15 protein-coding genes are annotated in these 16,598 nt (G+C 73.8%); 6 read left to right on the forward strand and 9 right to left on the reverse strand.

The window, feature by feature from the left end; genetic code table 11:
- Positions 1-239: 239 nt before the first annotated feature.
- The 3 genes from PUR26_RS27805 to PUR26_RS27815 all read left to right on the forward strand — a co-directional run bounded on the left by PUR26_RS27805 (position 240) and on the right by PUR26_RS27815 (position 3,267).
- The gene (locus PUR26_RS27805; protein WP_329876332.1) at positions 240-1,664 is read left to right on the forward strand and encodes a hypothetical protein; all 1,425 of its coding nucleotides are present in this window, start codon (positions 240-242) and stop codon (positions 1,662-1,664) included.
- Positions 1,665-1,998: 334 nt separating this feature from the next.
- A complete protein-coding gene (locus tag PUR26_RS27810) occupies positions 1,999-2,619 on the forward strand; it encodes a class F sortase (RefSeq protein WP_329876334.1) in 621 nt (206 codons plus the stop codon).
- A 15-nt stretch (positions 2,620-2,634) separates the two neighbouring features.
- On the forward strand, positions 2,635-3,267 hold the full coding sequence (locus tag PUR26_RS27815) for a PH domain-containing protein (protein WP_329876336.1): 633 nt from the start codon (positions 2,635-2,637) through the stop codon (positions 3,265-3,267).
- 75 nt (positions 3,268-3,342) lie between these two features.
- On the opposite strand, the gene PUR26_RS27820 is transcribed toward PUR26_RS27815, so the two are convergent.
- The 4 genes from PUR26_RS27820 to PUR26_RS27835 all read right to left on the reverse strand — a co-directional run bounded on the left by PUR26_RS27820 (position 3,343) and on the right by PUR26_RS27835 (position 8,365).
- A complete protein-coding gene (locus tag PUR26_RS27820; protein ID WP_443077188.1) occupies positions 3,343-4,539 on the reverse strand; it encodes a hypothetical protein in 1,197 nt (398 codons plus the stop codon).
- 246 nt (positions 4,540-4,785) lie between these two features.
- The gene (locus PUR26_RS27825; RefSeq protein ID WP_329876338.1) at positions 4,786-6,450 is read right to left on the reverse strand and encodes a phospho-sugar mutase; all 1,665 of its coding nucleotides are present in this window, start codon (positions 6,448-6,450) and stop codon (positions 4,786-4,788) included.
- Positions 6,451-6,686: 236 nt separating this feature from the next.
- Positions 6,687-7,520: a purine-nucleoside phosphorylase gene (locus PUR26_RS27830; RefSeq protein WP_329876340.1), complete on the reverse strand. Its 834-nt coding sequence runs from the start codon at positions 7,518-7,520 to the stop codon at positions 6,687-6,689.
- A 407-nt stretch (positions 7,521-7,927) separates the two neighbouring features.
- On the reverse strand, positions 7,928-8,365 hold the full coding sequence (locus PUR26_RS27835) for a gamma-glutamylcyclotransferase (protein ID WP_329876342.1): 438 nt from the start codon (positions 8,363-8,365) through the stop codon (positions 7,928-7,930).
- 183 nt (positions 8,366-8,548) lie between these two features.
- Between PUR26_RS27835 and PUR26_RS27840 the strand changes: the two genes are divergently transcribed.
- Together PUR26_RS27840 and PUR26_RS27845 are read left to right on the forward strand one after the other, a co-directional pair.
- Positions 8,549-9,988 carry an NAD(P)H-quinone dehydrogenase gene (locus PUR26_RS27840; RefSeq protein WP_329876344.1) on the forward strand — a complete coding sequence of 480 codons (1,440 nt, stop codon included), beginning with the start codon at positions 8,549-8,551 and terminating at the stop codon, positions 9,986-9,988.
- 254 nt (positions 9,989-10,242) lie between these two features.
- The gene (locus PUR26_RS27845) at positions 10,243-11,196 is read left to right on the forward strand and encodes a DeoR/GlpR family DNA-binding transcription regulator (protein WP_329876346.1); all 954 of its coding nucleotides are present in this window, start codon (positions 10,243-10,245) and stop codon (positions 11,194-11,196) included.
- Between the two features lie 292 nt (positions 11,197-11,488).
- Here the strand turns inward: PUR26_RS27845 and PUR26_RS27850 are convergent, their stop codons facing one another.
- Together PUR26_RS27850 and PUR26_RS27855 are read right to left on the reverse strand one after the other, a co-directional pair.
- Positions 11,489-12,073, reverse strand: coding sequence for a TetR/AcrR family transcriptional regulator (locus PUR26_RS27850; protein WP_329876348.1), 585 nt, complete (start codon positions 12,071-12,073; stop codon positions 11,489-11,491).
- 113 nt (positions 12,074-12,186) lie between these two features.
- Positions 12,187-13,941 carry an acetyl/propionyl/methylcrotonyl-CoA carboxylase subunit alpha gene (locus tag PUR26_RS27855; protein ID WP_329876350.1) on the reverse strand — a complete coding sequence of 585 codons (1,755 nt, stop codon included), beginning with the start codon at positions 13,939-13,941 and terminating at the stop codon, positions 12,187-12,189.
- A gap of 459 nt (positions 13,942-14,400) precedes the next feature.
- Here PUR26_RS27855 and PUR26_RS27860 point away from each other — a divergent pair, with 459 nt between their 5' ends.
- Positions 14,401-14,904, forward strand: coding sequence for a hypothetical protein (locus PUR26_RS27860; RefSeq protein WP_329876352.1), 504 nt, complete (start codon positions 14,401-14,403; stop codon positions 14,902-14,904).
- Positions 14,905-14,911: 7 nt separating this feature from the next.
- Here the strand turns inward: PUR26_RS27860 and PUR26_RS27865 are convergent, their stop codons facing one another.
- From PUR26_RS27865 to PUR26_RS27875, 3 genes are all read right to left on the reverse strand, one after another.
- Positions 14,912-15,526, reverse strand: a complete 615-nt coding sequence (locus PUR26_RS27865) for a Maf family protein (protein WP_329876354.1) — start codon at positions 15,524-15,526, stop codon at positions 14,912-14,914.
- A gap of 204 nt (positions 15,527-15,730) precedes the next feature.
- On the reverse strand, positions 15,731-15,859 hold the full coding sequence (gene mmpB, locus PUR26_RS27870) for a morphogenic membrane protein MmpB (protein ID WP_329876356.1): 129 nt from the start codon (positions 15,857-15,859) through the stop codon (positions 15,731-15,733).
- A 64-nt stretch (positions 15,860-15,923) separates the two neighbouring features.
- Complete coding sequence (locus tag PUR26_RS27875) at positions 15,924-16,565, reverse strand: TetR/AcrR family transcriptional regulator (protein ID WP_329876358.1); 642 nt, start codon at positions 16,563-16,565, stop codon at positions 15,924-15,926.
- Positions 16,566-16,598 lie beyond the last annotated feature (33 nt).

Below are 16,598 nucleotides of genomic sequence, written 5' to 3' on the forward strand. Positions count from 1 at the left end.
ACACCCCCGCTTCGCGAACCGGGGCGAAACCGCTGGTGGCCGGTGGGCCGTGATTGCTGTCACATGCCTGTGACGTGGAGCGGATCGCTCCTCCATACAAGATCCATACGTTGGTCCGTACAGCCCCGCCGACACTCACCGGCCCCACCCCCTCCCCACCGCCCTCGGCGGGGGAGGGGGCTCAGCGCAGGCGGCAAGCGGCTCTTCCCGTCCCACCTGTCCACACCACAGGAGTCGTTATGCGTACCGCCCTCCGCACCGCCGTCGCGACCGCCGCCCTCGCCGGTGCCGCCCTCGCGCCGGCCCTCACCGCGGGCACCGCCTTCGCGTCGGACGCCGCCCGGCCGGCCGCCGCGGAGGGTGGGGCCGCCGGGGCCGGCACCTCTGGTACCTCCGGGACCTCCGGCACCTCTGACACGGGCGGCGCCGGGACCACCGTCGAACGCGAACTGCTCCGTACCGAGAAGCTCGTCGACGGCCTGACCGGGAAGGTCTACCGGACCGGCGACGCGGCCTACGCGGCCGAGATCCTGCGCGGGGGGAAGCCGCTCGGCACCCTCACGATCGACAAGGCGAGCGGCAGGAAGCCCGTCCGGGGCCAGTACGGGCGGGTGAGCGTCCAGCTCCTCGCCAACGGTGACCTGGTCACCGCCCTCACCGGCGACGACGGCCCCCAGGGCCAGATCGTCGGCCGGTACGAGATGACGAACGGAGTGAGCGCCCTGGTCCACGGGGCCGGTGAAGGCGTCTTCACCGCCCAGGTCCTCAAGAAGGGCGCCGTGATCGGCACGCTCTCCGTCGACCCCGCGAAGGGCAGGACGTACGACCAGGGGAGCTTCGACGTCGTCCACGTCCAGCTCTTCCAGGACGGCAAACTCCTCTGGGTGCACGGCGGCGACGACGAGGACGGGAAGGGCAGGCTCGTCCGGACGGAGACGCTCTCCGACGGAACCCTGGTCAAGATCTACAAGGTCGGCTCCGGCCACTACCGCGCCGAGTCGTTCGTGGACGGCTACTCCATCGGTGTCCTGGACGCCGACGGACGCGCCGTCGCCGGCCAGAACAACGGCAGCTTCCTGGTCCTCCACCCGGACGGCACCATCCTCCACTGGATCGGCAACTCCACGTCCGACCGCAGGCCCGGCACCTACCGCCTGCCCGGCGGCCGTCTGGTCGAGCTGCACAAGAAGGACGGCCGCTACGGCCTGGAGCTGACCAAGGACGGTCACTCGCTCGGCATCGTCTACGCCGATGGCCCGCGGGTGGTCCTCCAGGAGGACGACACCGTGCTCGTGCTGGAGCAGGACGGTTCCTTCTCCCACCACATCGTCGGAGCCGCGAAGCAGACCCCGGCCGTCCTCGTCGACGGGGCCGGTGCCGGTCCCGGCACCGGGGCCGGTGCCGGTGCCGGGACCGGGACCGGTGGCACCACGCCGCAGGGGGGCTCCACCGGCACGGCGGCGCGGACGTCCGCCCAGACCACCGTCGTCCCCCGGGGCGGTGTGGCCGCCGGTGCCGAGATCGCCGGCACCGCCGAGACCGCCGAGACCGCCGAGGCCAACGAGAACGCCCTGGTCGCCGCAGGCGCGGGTGCCGCCGCCGTCACCGCCGCCGGACTCGGCTTCGTCGCGCTGCGCCGCCGTACCGCCGGCGACCGCGGCTAGGGGGTGTCTCGCCGATCTGGCCGGATCCGTGAGCGCGCCCCGCACCGCCGGCACCACGCTTGACCCGCACCGCCGGCCCCACGCTTGACCTGCACCGACCCGAGCAGGAGCACCACCCCACCCCAACGGGCGGGCCGCCGCGCCTTCCCGCGGCGGCCCGCTCACCCGCACCGTCACTCCCGTCACTCCCGTCACTCCCGTCACTCCCGTCACTCCTGTCACTCCCGAGCCGGCGCCCCGCCACCCCCGAATCCCGCCCTCCGCCGTAAGCCCCGTCGTCCCCGTACTCCGTACTCCCGCAGTCCCCGTATCTCCCGTCCCCTGGAGCCACGCCATGCCCGCCGCCCACCGCGCCGCCGCCACGCTGCTCGCCCTGGTCGCCGCGGCCGGACTCGCCGGATGCGGTGCCGGTGCCGAGGCGCCGGCCACCCCGCCCGCCCACGTCGAGCCCGCCTCCGCCGCGCCGAGGGCCGGCGCCCCGGCCGCCGCCCCCATGCCCAGGTCCGAGCCGGTGCGCGTGCGGGTGCCGGCCGCGGGCGTCGACACCGGCCCCGTGCTCGCCCTCGGCCTGGCCGCCGACGGCACCGTCGAGGTGCCCTCCGTCGCCGAGGCGGACCGGATCGGCTGGTACGACAAGGGCGTCACGCCCGGCGAGACCGGCCCCGCCGTCCTGATCGGCCACTTCGACACGGCGAAGGGCCCCGCCGTGCTCAAGGACGTCGCCAGGGTGAGGACCGGCGACGAGATCAGCGTCGATCGCGCCGACGGCACCACGGCCGTCTTCCGGGTGCGCGAGCTGGAACAGATCGGCAAGAACACCTTCCCGACGCGGAAGGTGTACGGCGACACCACCCGCCCCGAACTGCGTCTCGTCACCTGCGGCGGCGATCTGGTGAACGGTCACCGACCCGACAACATCATCCTGTACGCGGATCTCGTCGCCCGAGTCCCGTGAGGCAGAATCGGCCCCATGACGACCCCCCAGCCCTCCGAGCCGTCACAGCCGGGCTACGCCGACCGGGCCTTCCGCTCACCCCTCGGGATCGCGGGCGGTGTGCTGCTCCTCGGCTTCGCCGCCTGGATCGGCGGTGACGCGCTGATCCGGGGCGAGGGCCGGGTCCCCTGGATGGCCCTGGCCGGGCTGCTGTGCGTGGTGCCGCTCGTCGTCGCCTTCACCTTCCGGCCCGCGGTGTACGCGGGTGACGACCGGTTGCGGGTGCGCAACCCCTTCCGCACGATCGACCTGCCCTGGGCGTCCGTCGCGGACGTACGGGCCGGGTACTCCAGCGAGGTCATCACCCGGGAAGGCACCAAGTACCAGCTCTGGGCGGTCCCCGTCTCGCTGCGCGAGCGCAAGCGCGCGGCCCGCCGCGACTCCCGCGCCGCCCGGCACGGCCACACCCCCGCGCAGTCCGGCTCCGACGGCACGGGGGCCCGGCTGGCCGGCGCCGACCAGGCCATGGCCGACCTGCGGGAACTGGCCGAGCGCGGCGCGGCGCGCCCCACGGCCCAGGGCGACCCGCGGGTGCGCTGGGCGTACGAGATCATCGCGCCCGCACTGGCCGGTCTGATCGCCCTCGCGGTGCTCGTCGTCACCGGCTGAACCGGCGGTACGCGCCCCTCACCGGACGGGGCCCCCCTCCCCCGGGCCCCTTCGCCCCCCGGTCCTCCGCACCCGTCACGGCGGCCCGGGCCACACCAGCAGCATGTACGCGCCCAGCCACGCCGACGACAGGGCCGCCGCCCCCAGCACCAGCGCCGCCGCGCGGAGCCGGGCCCGGCACACCGCCAGGGCGATCGGCAGCAGCAGCGGGAAGCCGGGCAGCAGGAACCGGGCGCGCGGGAAGTAGACGCCGCCGCTGCCCAGGACCACCAGCAGCAGCACCCCCGTGAAGACCAGCAGCGCCACCGGCTGCCGGTCGGCCACGCTCAGGACGAACAACCCCGCCGACACCACCAGCACCAGCGACACCACCACCAGGAACAGGTGCGGCGTCCGGTCGTACGCCAGGTGCTGGCGCAGCTGGCGCAGGGTCACCGGTCCGCCGTCCCAGGCGTTGCGCCACAGCCGCTGCACGGCGAAGTAGCCGTCCCAGCGCCCGAGCCGCAGCCCCACCCATCCGACGTACCCCAGCCAGCCCAGCGGCGCGGCCAGCGCCGCCCAGAGCGCGGTCCGGTCCCGGCCGCGCCCCCGCGCCGCGAAGGCCAGCAGCCCGCTCACCGTGACCGCCGCCGCGAGCGCGACCCCCGTGGGACGGGTCAGACCGGCCAGGATCGCGAGGCCCGCGGCCCATGCCCAGCGCCTGGTCAGCACCGCGTACAGCGCCCAGGCGCAGAGGGCGGTGAACAGCGACTCGGTGTAGCCCATCCACTGGACCACCGCGACCGGCAGGGCGCCCCACAGCACGGCCAGCACGGTGCCGGCCGGACGGCCGTGGAGCCGGTCGCCCACCGCGAACACGCCCCACGCGGCGGCCAGCGAGCAGCAGACGGCGATGACCAGCCCCACGGAGGCGCGCGAGCCGGGCGTCACGGCGGCCACGGCCTTGATCAGAGCCGGATAGAGCGGGAAGAACGCCAGGTCGTTGGAGTCCATCGTGGTGCCGAGGGCGTCCTGGTAGCCGCGGTCCGCGATCCGCAGGTACCAGCGGGAATCCCATGAGGCGGCCAGCGTCGGCCAGACGCCGTGGTCCTTGAGGTGTGCCCAGCGGGCCAGGACCAGCAGCCCGACGAGCCGTACCGCGAGATAGCCGAGGAGCGCGGGCGCGGCGTGCCGCAGGGAGCGGGCCGTCCGGTCCCGTACCCGGCCGGCCACCGGGGATCGCGGCCGCCGGGAGGCGGGGACGGTCGGGCGCGTGGTGGTCACCGGCGGCACGGGGGCGCTCCTCGGCACTCGGCGTCGATCTACCGGGTTGACCCTGCTCGCAGGCCCGTGGAATCAACCGGAACGCTGCGTCAGGTGCCGTACGGGAATCACCCGCGCGAGGGAATCGCGCGGTCGTTCCCCTGCCCGCCCGCCCGCCCGACGGCCGGCGCGGGGCCGGAACGGCGCGTGGCCGGAAACACCGCGTGCCCGCACGGAGGGTTCCGTACGGGCACGCGGACCGCTGTCCGGGCCGGCTCAGATTCCGGCCGCGGCCGCCAGGTCCGTCTTGAGGGCGGCCAGGATCTCCGCGCCCCGGGCGCGCGCGTCGGCCAGGCCGGTCGCGTCGCCGACCGGCACGACGACCTCCAGGTAGCACTTGAGCTTCGGCTCCGTGCCACTGGGCCGGACGATCACCCGGGCCTTGAAGTCGCCCTCCAGGTAGTACCGCAGGCCGTCCGTCGGCGGCAGCGTGCCGGTGCCCCGCGTCAGGTCCTCGGCCACCGTGACGGTGAGGCCGGCGAGCGACGTGGGCGGCTGTTCGCGCAGCCGGCGCATGGCGTTCGCGATGACGCTCAGGTCCTCGACCCGCACCGACAGCTGGTCGGTGGCGTGCAGCCCGTGCTCGACGGCCAGGTCGTCGAGCAGGTCCTGGAGCGTACGGCCCCGCTCCTTGAGGTCGGAGGCAAGCTCGGTGACGAGCAGGGCCGCCGTCACGCCGTCCTTGTCGCGCACGCCCTCGGGGTCGACGCAGTAACCGAGCGCCTCCTCGTACCCGTACCGCAGGCCGTCCACGCGCGCGATCCACTTGAAGCCGGTCAGCGTCTCCTCGTACGCGACCCCGGCCGCCTCGGCGATCCGGCCGAGCAGCGAGGACGACACGATCGACTCGGCGAAGGTGCTGTTCCTCCCCTGACGCGACACCCCCTTGTGCACCAGGTGGGCGGCGAGCAGCGCGCCGACCTCGTCGCCGCGCAGCATCCGCCAGCCGCCGTCCACGGAGCCGTCGGGGACCGCCACGGCGCACCGGTCGGCGTCCGGGTCGTTGGCGATGACGAGGTCGGGCCGGGCCTCGCGGGCCGTGGCGAACGCCAGGTCCATCGCGCCCGGCTCCTCCGGGTTGGGGAAGGCGACCGTGGGGAACGCCGGGTCCGGCTCGGCCTGCTCGGCCACCAGGACGGGAGCGGGGAACCCGGCCCGCTCGAACGCGGCGAGCACCACGTCCTTGCCGACGCCGTGCAGGGCCGTGTAGACGACGTTCGCGGTCCGGGGCGAACCGGCGGTCAGGACGGCGTCCGTACGCGCCAGGTACGCCTCCAGGACCTCGTCCCCGAGCGTCTCCCAGCCGTCCGACGGGCGCGGCACGTCGGCCAGGGCCCGCACGGCGGCGATCCCGGCGGCGATCTCGCCGTCCGCGGGCGGGACGATCTGCGAGCCGTCGCCGAGATAGACCTTGTAGCCGTTGTCGCGCGGCGGGTTGTGACTGGCGGTGACCTCGACGCCGGCGACGGCACCCAGGTGCCTTATCGCGAACGCGAGGACCGGCGTCGGGAGCGGACGCGGCAGCAGGGCGGCGCGCAGTCCCGCGCCCACCATCACGGCCGCCGTGTCACGCGCGAAGTCCGCCGACTTGTAGCGCGCGTCGTACCCGATCACGACCGGACCGCCGGTCAGGCCCTTCGCCTTCAGGTACGCGGCGAGACCGGCGGCGGCCCGGATGACCACCGAACGGTTCATCCGCATCGGCCCCGCGCCCAGCTCGCCGCGCAGCCCGGCCGTACCGAACTGGAGCGTGCCCCCGAACCGGTCGGCGAGCTCGTCGAGGTCGCGCGACTCGATGAGCTTGGCGAGCTCCTCCCGGGTCTCGCCGTCCGGGTCCTCGGCCAGCCACGCCTGCGCCTGGGCGATGAGGTTCTGCTGCACGGTGGTCTCTGCCTCTCTGGATGTCGTACGTGTGTCCGGGTGTCCGGGTGTCCGGGCTGTCGAGCACCGGTGTACCGGTGTACCGGTGTGCCGGTGCACGGGTGCGCCGGTACACACCATGCCGGTGTCCTTCCCGGGACGTCCGCTCCCGGGCCGGATCGCCCGAGCGCCCCGCGCCGGCCGGCCGGGGCTGTCGCCCGGGGCCGGTGCCGTGCGCGGGGCGCGTCGGGGGTGGGTCAGATCCGCTCCAGGACGCGGGTGAGCAGCTCACCCATACGGGCGGCCGAGTCCCGGCCCGCCTGGAGGACCTCCTCGTGGTTCAGCGGCTCGCCCGACAGGCCGGCGGCGAGGTTGGTGACCAGTGAGATGCCCAGTACCTCGGCGCCCGCCTCACGGGCCGCGATGGCCTCCAGGACGGTGGACATGCCGACCAGGTCGCCACCGAGCACGCGGACCATGTTGATCTCGGCCGGGGTCTCGTAGTGCGGGCCGGGGAACTGGACGTAGACACCCTCTTCGAGGGTCTCGTCGACCTCCTGGCACAGCGCGCGCAGCCGCGGCGAGTACAGGTCGGTCAGGTCCACGAAGTTGGCGCCGACGATCGGGGAGGCGGCCGTCAGGTTGATGTGGTCGCTGATCAGGACCGGCTGGCCGGGGCGCATGCCCTCGCGCAGGCCGCCGCAGCCGTTGGTCAGTACGACCGTCTTGCAGCCGGCGGCGACGGCGGTGCGCACGCCGTGGGCGACGGAGGCGACGCCCCGGCCCTCGTAGAAGTGGGTGCGGCCGAGGAAGACCAGAGCGCGCTTCTCGCCGATCCGGTACGACCGGATCTTGCCGCCGTGGCCCTCGACGGCCGGGGGCGGGAAGCCGGGAAGCTCGGTGACCGGGAACTCGGCCTCGGGCGCGCCGAGCGCGTCGACGGCCGGCGCCCAGCCGGAGCCCATCACGAGGGCGACGTCGTGGGTCTCGGTGCCGGTCAGCTCGCGCAGGCGCGCGGCGGCGGCGTCGGCGGCGGCCAAGGGGTCGACAAGGGCGCCCTGGGAGTGGTCCGGGGTGGCAGTTGCGTTCACAGAGTCTCTCGCCTCGCGAAGGAACGTCGCCCCGGCCACGTCTGTCCGGCCGGGGGTCCGGGGGTCGCCCCGGATGAAAAGCAGTGACGTCCAGAGCGTAGCCCGAGAATTCCTACGCGCGTAGATGACGACGCGGACGGACATGCGATCGTTGTCTTGTCGTTTCCGACGAGAAGCCCCCCACACGTCGCGCGGGACCCGCCCAGCGGGGGGCGTCGCCGCAGGTGGGAGCCGTGGCGGTCGCAGGGCGACCGGTGGGCGCGCGGCCCGGGCGGAGGGCGCCGCGGCAGGCCGGGACCGGCCGGCGCGGCTGCGGGATGCCGTACGGGGCCGGGTCGGCGCGCGACAGCACCGCGGCGAGCGTGCGCGCGGGGCGTCGCGAGCCCGGCAGGACCGGCGGGACGCCCCTAGCAGGGACGCTTGCGGAGCTCCATCACGTAGTCGTGCGGGGCGCCCGCCGACTCGGCCGCGTCCGCGATCTCCCCCAGGTAGCGCGCGGAGGGCAGACCGCCCTCGTACCCGTTGAGCACGTACACCCAGGCGGGCTCCTCGCCGTCGAGGGTGTCGACCCTCACCCGCATGCGCCGGTAGATGTCGAGCCCGACGCCCTCCCAGCGGTCCATGGAGTCCTCGTCCATCGGGGCGATGTCGTAGAGCGCGACGAACACCTGGGAACGCGGTGCCTCCACGATGGTGGCCAGCGCCCCTTCCCAGCCCATCTGCTCGCCGCCGAAGGTGAGCCGCCAGCCGTTGAGCCAGCCGGTGCCGCGCAGCGGGGAGTGCGGGGCGCGGCGCGTCATCAGCCGCGCGTCGAGGTTGCCGGCGTACGCGGCGTAGAGCGACATGGGATCGAGGGTACGGGAGGGTCGCGGGTGAGCGCTGTTCCGCCGTTGGAGGGCCCCGGGGCGAACCACTTCCCGCGGTGCGGGACAATGGAGTACGTACTCCATCCATCGGGGGCCACCCCCGAACCCCCGGCCCACCAGTCCGCGGGGTTGCCGTGACGAGAGCGCGAGGCGTAAACCCCTGTGACCCGGATCGTGATCATCGGAGGCGGACCCGGCGGATACGAGGCGGCCTTGGTCGGCGCCCAGCTCGGCGCGGAGGTGACCGTCGTGGACTGCGACGGCCTCGGCGGAGCGTCCGTCCTCACCGACTGCGTCCCCTCGAAGACCCTCATCGCGACCGCCGAGGTGATGACGACCTTCGACTCCTCGTACGAGGAACTGGGCATCATCGTCGCCGACGACACCCCGCACGTCGAGCAGGCCGCCCGGGTCGTCGGGGTCGACCTCGGCAAGGTCAACCGCCGGGTGAAGCGACTCGCCCTCGCCCAGTCGCACGACATCACCGCCTCCGTCACCCGGGCCGGCGCCCGCGTCCTGCGCGGCCGCGGCCGGCTCGACGGCCGCCAGGCCATGGACGGCTCGCGCCAGGTGATCGTCACCGCCGCCGACGGCACCGAGGAGACGCTCACCGCCGACGCCGTGCTGATCGCGACCGGCGGCCACCCGCGCGAGATCCCGGACGCCCTGCCCGACGGCGAGCGCATCCTCAACTGGACGCAGGTGTACGACCTGGACGAGCTCCCCGAGGAGCTCATCGTGGTCGGTTCCGGCGTCACCGGTGCCGAGTTCGCGGGCGCCTACCAGGCCCTCGGCTCGCGCGTCACCCTCGTCTCCTCGCGCGACCGGGTGCTGCCCGGCGAGGACCCGGACGCGGCCGCCGTCCTGGAGGACGTCTTCCGCCGCCGGGGCATGAACGTCATGGCCCGCTCGCGCGCCCAGTCCGCCAAACGGGTGGGCGACCGGGTCGAGGTCACCCTCGCCGACGGCCGGGTCATCTCCGGTTCGCACTGCCTGATGGCGGTGGGCGCCATCCCGAACAGCGCGGGGATGGGCCTGGAGGAGGCGGGCGTACGGCTCAGGGAGTCCGGCCACATCTGGACGGACAAGGTGTCGCGCACCACGGCGCCCGGCGTCTACGCGGCAGGTGACGTCACCGGGGTCTTCGCGCTCGCGTCGGTCGCGGCCATGCAGGGCCGGATCGCGATGTACCACTTCCTCGGCGACGCGGTGACCCCGCTGAACCTCAAGACGGTCTCCTCCAACGTCTTCACCGACCCGGAGATCGCCACCGTCGGTTACACGCAGGCCGACATCGACGCCGGCAAGATCGACGCCAAGTCCGTCAAGCTGCCGCTGCTGCGCAACCCGCGTGCCAAGATGCAGGGCATCCGCGACGGCTTCGTGAAGATCTTCTGCCGCCCGGGCACGGGCATCGTGGTCGGCGGCTGTGTCGTCGCGCCGCGCGCCAGCGAGCTGATCCACCCGATCTCGATCGCGGTCGACAACAACCTGACGGTCGAGCAGATCGCGAACGCGTTCACCGTGTACCCGTCGCTGTCCGGCTCGATCGCCGAGGTGGCCCGGCAGTTGCACACCCGCAAGACGTCCGCCGAGGGTTGAGCCCCTCCGGGGGCGGTCGCGGGCAGCGCCCCGAACGCCCCCAAGTGGCGGAAAGCGGCGGGGAGTCGGGGCCGGCGGCGTCGGCCCGGCCGTCCGGAGCGGGCCCGTGCGAGCGGGCCGGGCGGCGGTCGCGAAGGGTCCCCGTACACTCGAACAGGGTCGTCCATACCACTGGGCGGCCCTGTTTGTTCGCATCTTCTCGAATTCGGCCCATAGCGCTGCAAGGAATCGTCACTCAGGTTACTGTCAGTTTCGTGTTCGCTGCAGAACGTCGTCAGTTGATCCTCGAAATGGTGCGCGCCAACGGAGCCGTGTCGCTCCGTGAGCTCGCCCGCGTAGTCCAGACCTCCGAAGTGACCGTACGGCGGGACGTGCGGGCGCTGGAGGCAGAAGGACTCCTCGACCGCCGGCATGGCGGTGCGGTACTGCCGGGCGGCTTTACGCGAGAGTCCGGCTTCCCGCAGAAATCCCATCTCGCGACCGCGGAGAAGACGGCCATCGCCGACGTCGCCGCGAGCCTCGTCGAAGAGGGCGAGGCCATCGTGGTCGGCGCCGGTACGACCACCCAGGAACTGGCCCGCCGGCTGGCCCGGGTGCCCGGGCTGACCGTGGTCACCAACTCCCTGCTGGTGGCCCAGGCACTGGCCCACGCCAACCGCGTCGAAGTCGTCATGACCGGCGGGACCCTGCGCGGCTCCAACTACGCCCTCGTGGGCAGCGGAGCCGAGCAGTCCCTCCAGGGGCTCAGGGTCTCGCGGGCCTTCCTCTCCGGAAGCGGCCTGACCGCCGAGCGCGGCCTGTCCACCTCCAACATGCTGTCCGCCAGCGTGGACCGCGCGCTGGTCCAGGCGGCCGCGGAGGTCGTGGTTCTCGCCGACCACACCAAGCTCGGCACCGACACCATGTTCCAGACCGTCCCCACGGACGTGATCACCCGTCTGGTCACCGACGAGCCGCCGGTGCACGACGACCGGGCGGGTACGGAGCTGCAGGCGCTGGCCGACCAGGGCGTGCAGATCACGGTGGCGGGCGCGGGCCCGGCGGCCGCGAGCGGCGACGGCGCGGCCCCCGGGCGGCAGTCCCGCCGGGACGTGCCGCTCCCCGGCCAGCGCGGCCGCCACCCGGGAGCCCCGCTGCGCAGCGCGGCCTCGCTGGCCGGGGAGGGGCCGGCGGACCGCCCCAGGGTCGCCGACCTCCGCCGGCGCTGACCCCGCGCGGCGGAGGCCCGTCCGACCGCGGCGGCCGGGAAGGGCGTACGCCGTGGAGCCCCGGGCGGTGCCGCCACGGGACGTGCCGACGGCCGGGAGCGGTGCCGGGCCCCTCGACGGCCCGTGCCGACGGCCGAGCGGTGCGGGGGCCTCACGGGCGTGCCGGGCGGGTCCGTGTCGCCCGGTGTGTCTCGGCGCGTCCTGGTGCATCTCGGCGCGTTTCGGCGGCGCGTTCCTGGTGCGCGCGGCCCCCGCCGGTGTCACCCGCGGTGCCGCCCGGCGGGCGGGGCGGTCAGGGCTTCAGGCCGCGTACCGTCAGGGTGAGCAGACGGTCGGCCAGCTCCGGGTCGTCCGGGGACTGTTCGGCGGCCAGCGCGATGGCGTTCGTCAGCTGCATGAGGTCGCCCATCGACACGTCCTCCCGGACCGCGCCCGCCTCCTGGGCCCGGCCCAGCAGCACCTGCCCGGCCGCGCGCAGCGGCACGCTGCACCCGGACAGTGCCGAACTGCGGTCGTGGGAGGCCGACATGAGGGCCCGCGCCAGCCCCCGGTACTCCCCGGCATGGGTCACATTGGCGCGCAGCCACATGACCAGGGCCGTACACGGCTCCTCCGATTCCGCCAGCTCGCGCGAGCGGTCGAGGAGCGCCGTCAGCGCCTCCTGGAAGACGGCGTTCATCAGCGCCTGCCGGTTCGGGAAGTGCCGGTACAGCGTCCCGATCCCCACCCCCGCCCGCCGTGCGATGTCCTCCAGCGACGCGTCGGTGCCGTGCTCGGCGAAGGCACCCCTGGCCTCGGCCAGCAGCCTTCCGTAATTGCGGCGGGCATCCGCGCGCATGGGGCGCGCCGCACCCTGTGCCGTACCGGTCGTCGCCATCGCGCTGTCCTCCCTCTGCCGCCCCCCGGGCCTCCAGGATGCCATCGAGGACGGACGAAGGGGCCCGCCGGGCATCATGCCGACGGGCCCCACGCTCGCGAAGAGCCTCCGCGTCAGTCCTTGATCTCGCAGATCGCGGCACCGGAGGTGATGGACGCGCCGACCTCGGCGGCGAGGCCCTTGACCGTGCCCGCGCGGTGCGCGTTCAGCGGCTGCTCCATCTTCATCGCCTCCAGGACGACGATGAGGTCGCCCTCCTTGACCTCCTGGCCCTCCTCGACGGCCACCTTCACGATGGTGCCCTGCATCGGGGAGGCGAGGGTGTCGCCCGAGGCGGCCGAACCGGCCTTCTTGGCGGCGCGGCGCTTCGGCTTGGCCCCGGCGGCCAGACCCGTCCGGGCCAGGCTCATGCCCAGCGAGGACGGCAGCGAGACCTCCAGACGCTTGCCGCCGACCTCCACGACGACCGTCTCGCGGCCCGCCTCGTCCTCGGCGTCGGCGTCGGCCGGGGCGGCGAAGGGCTTGATCTCGTTGACGAACTCCGTCTCGATCCACCGGGTGTGGATCCGGAAGGGGTCGCTGGTGAACGCCGGGTCGGCGACGACCGCACGGTGGAACGGAATGGCGGTGGCCATGCCCTCCACGGTGAACTCCGCCAGCGCACGCGCGGCACGCTGGAGGGCCTGCTCACGGGTCGCGCCGGTGACGATCAGCTTGGCGAGCAGCGAGTCCCAGGCCGGGCCGATCACGCTGCCGGACTCCACGCCCGCGTCCAGACGGACACCGGGGCCGGTGGGCGGCGCGAAGGTGGTGACGGTGCCGGGCGCCGGAAGGAAGTTGCGGCCCGGGTCCTCACCGTTGATGCGGAACTCGAACGAGTGACCTCGCACGGCGGGGTCGCCGTAACCGAGCTCCTCGCCGTCGGCGATGCGGAACATCTCGCGCACGAGGTCGATACCGGTGACCTCCTCGGTGACCGGGTGCTCGACCTGGAGACGGGTGTTGACCTCCAGGAAGGAGATCGTGCCGTCCACGCCGACCAGGAACTCGACGGTGCCGGCACCGACGTACCCGGCCTCCTTGAGGATGGCCTTGGAGGCGGCGTACAGCTCGGCGTTCTGCTCCTCCGAGAGGAACGGCGCCGGGGCCTCCTCCACGAGCTTCTGGTGGCGGCGCTGGAGCGAGCAGTCACGGGTCGAGACCACGACCACGTTGCCGTGCTGGTCGGCCAGGCACTGCGTCTCCACGTGCCGCGGCTTGTCCAGGTAACGCTCGACGAAGCACTCCCCGCGCCCGAACGCGGCCACGGCCTCGCGGACCGCCGAGTCGTAGAGCTCGGGCACCTCCTCCAGCGTGCGGGCGACCTTCAGGCCCCGCCCGCCACCACCGAAGGCGGCCTTGATCGCGATCGGCAGGCCGTGCTCCTCGGCGAACGCGACGACCTCGTCCGCACCCGAGACCGGGTCCGGCGTGCCGGCCACGAGCGGCGCGCCGGCGCGCTGCGCGATGTGACGGGCCGCCACCTTGTCACCCAGGTCGCGGATCGCCTGCGGCGGCGGGCCGATCCAGGTGAGCCCGGCGTCCAGGACGGCCTGGGCGAATTCGGCGTTCTCCGAGAGGAATCCGTAGCCCGGGTGGATGGCGTCCGCCCCCGAGTCCTTGGCGGCCTGGAGCACCTTGGCCATGTCCAGATAGCTGGCGGCCGGTGTGTCACCGCCCAGGGCGAACGCCTCGTCGGCCGCGCGGACGTGCAGGGCGTCCCGGTCCGGGTCGGCGTAGACGGCTACGCTCGCGATCCCGGCGTCCCGGCAGGCACGGGCGACACGGACAGCGATTTCGCCACGGTTGGCGATGAGCACCTTGCGCACGATGGCTCCCTCCTTGCTGATTTCCCGGGAGACGCTGCCCCCGATGAGCGGCTGCGCCGCGGGCCGGGCCCCCGACCGGATCCGCCCGGCCCCGGGTGCTCGACGGGTCACCGCGCCGAAGACTTCCCAAAACACGCTGAGTTTAGGGACTGCCGACACGGCCTTTCGACCCATCCCCAATGGTGAGCTTGCCCACACGGAGCGTGATACGGATCTTGGCCAAGTGGGAAAATCCCTTGTCGCACCACGTTACGCAGGATTTCTCCACCGCACAGTAACCCCATGATGTGGTCAAGGTCTCTGTCTGCCGGACCAGTGCCCCATGCCGTTTCTTTGTGGAGTCCCTACGAATGGGCGAATGATTCTTTGCGGCGGTGTCAGGAGTCTTGCCGAGAGGTTTACCGGTTAGTAACGTTCCCGCTGTCGTCATACCGCTGGTAACAGGCAGGGGGACCCGTGGTGGCCCGCAGACCGATAGCCCTGACGGCCGCGCTCGTGCTGCTCGGCGAGGCGGTGGGGATCGCGCTGATCCACCTCGTGCTCGCCACGGTGGTCGACAGCCAGCGCATGTCCCTGGCCGGTGTCGACCCGGGCCTCATGATCACCGGTACCTGGGTGATGGGCGGCGTCTTCGCCCTCTTCCTCGTGCTGTGCGCGGCGGCGCTGGTGCGCGCCGCCTGGCGCGACCGCGCACCCGGCCGGCCGGGCCGGGTGCTGCTGATCTCCTGCGCGATCGTCCACGGCGTGCTGGGGGCGCTGGCGGTGGGACTGGTGGGCTGGCCCGCGTTCGCCTTCATGATGGCGGTGCTGGCGCTGCTCGTGCTGGCGCTGCTGGTGTACGCGCCGGAGACGGGCACGGAGGCCGCGCCTCCCGAAGGCGGCGTTCCGGCCGGGCCCGCGGCCGGTTCCGTGTCCGCCGCCCCGTACGGCCGCCCGGCCGGGGAGGGCGCGACGCCCGTGTGACGGGCGGTCAGGAGGCGCCGGGCGTCCACAGGTCGGTGATGGAGACCCCCAGCTCGGCCAGCAGGCGGCGCAGCAGCGGGAGCGAGAGCCCGATGACGTTGCCCGGGTCGCCGTCGATGCCGTCGACGAACGGGGCCGAACGTCCGTCCAGCGTGAAGGCGCCCGCCACGTGCAGCGGTTCGCCGCTCGCGACGTACGCGGCGATCTCGTCGTCCGTCGGCTCTCCGAAGCGCACGACGGTGGAGGCGGTCGCGGAGGCGTACCGCTTGGCCGCCGTGTCGTACACGCAGTGCCCCGTCTGGAGGACGCCCACGCGGCCGCGCATCGCCTTCCAGCGGGCGGTGGCCTCCTCGGCGTCGGCCGGCTTGCCGAGGGCCTGCTTGTCGAGTTCCAGGACCGAGTCGCAGCCGATCACCAGGGCGCCCGCGACCTCGGGGCGGGCGGCCACCCTGGAGGCCTTCGCCTCGGCGAGGGAGAGGGCCAGTTCGGCCGGGGTGGGGGCGGTGACCTTGTCCTCGTCGACACCGCTGACGATCACCTCGGGCGCGAGTCCGGCCTGGCGGAGCAGGTTGAGTCGGGCGGGCGAGGCGGAGGCGAGGACGAGCCGGCGCTGAGCAGTCATGGGCGCCATCGTACGGAAGGGCGGGGAGCCGGCGGGGCGGTGCGCGCCCTGCCCCCGGGCCCCGTCCCCGCGCCCCGCCGCCGGGACTTCTTCCCCGCGCCCCGCCGCCGGGCTCCGCCGAGGTCCGCCCGGGCCGGGACGGGCCGCCCGGCGTGGCGGCGGTACGCGTCCGCCGCGACGGCGGCGGGCGGGGCCGGTGTCCGCTCAGTGCAGGCCCGTGACGAACATCGCCAGCACCATGGCGAGCGCCAGCAGGATCCCCGCGCGGCGGAGCATGGCCTGCATGTCCCGCATCTCCTTGGGGGGCTCGTTCTCGGGGTCGGACCACAGCATGCCTTCGATCCTGCTGTTCGCGGGGGCGCGGCGCCTGAGTACGCGTACTCAGGCCCCCTCCTGCCTACGGACTAGGCGTGTACCCCTCTTCCGCGCCGCGGGTGTACGCGCCCGCCGCCGTCGCGGCCAGCGCCGCCGTCACCGCCCGCTCCGCGTCCTCGGCGGCGAGGGGTTCACGGCTGACCGCGAAGCGGTAGTACAGCGGCGCGGAGACCGCGCGCAGCACCTCGGCGGGGTCGGTGCCGGCCGGCGCCTCGCCCCGGCCGGCCGCGCGCTCCACGACCGGCGCCCACTCCCGCAGACGGGTCGTGTAGAAGCCGTTCAGCGCGGTGGCGCACTGCTCGTCGCAGGCCGCCGCCGCGATGACGGCCCGGAAGACGGGGCCCATGCGCGGGTCGGTGAGGGTCGTGAGGACGAGTGCGGCGTTGGCGCGCAGATCGCCCTCCAGGGACCCGGTGTCGGAGCAGGGCAGGGACTGTTCGGCCATGTCCCGCAGGAGGTCGGCGATCAGGCCGACCGGGGAGCCCCAGCGGCGGTACACGGTGGTCCTGCCGACGCCCGCGCTCGCGGCGATCCGGTCCAGGTTCAGGGCGTGGAAGCCCTGGAACCCCTCTGCCGACAGGGCTTCCTGGGTGGCTTCGAGGACGGCGGCGCGGACCTTGGCGGTACGGCCGCCGGGGCGCACGGTGCCCGGCGTGGCTTCCAAATGGGCCTCCAGTTCCGTTAATGGCGGGGACTC

Origin of the sequence: Streptomyces sp. SP18CS02, from assembly GCF_036322365.1 — a bacterium.
Classification (GTDB): Bacteria; Actinomycetota; Actinomycetes; order Streptomycetales; family Streptomycetaceae; genus Streptomyces.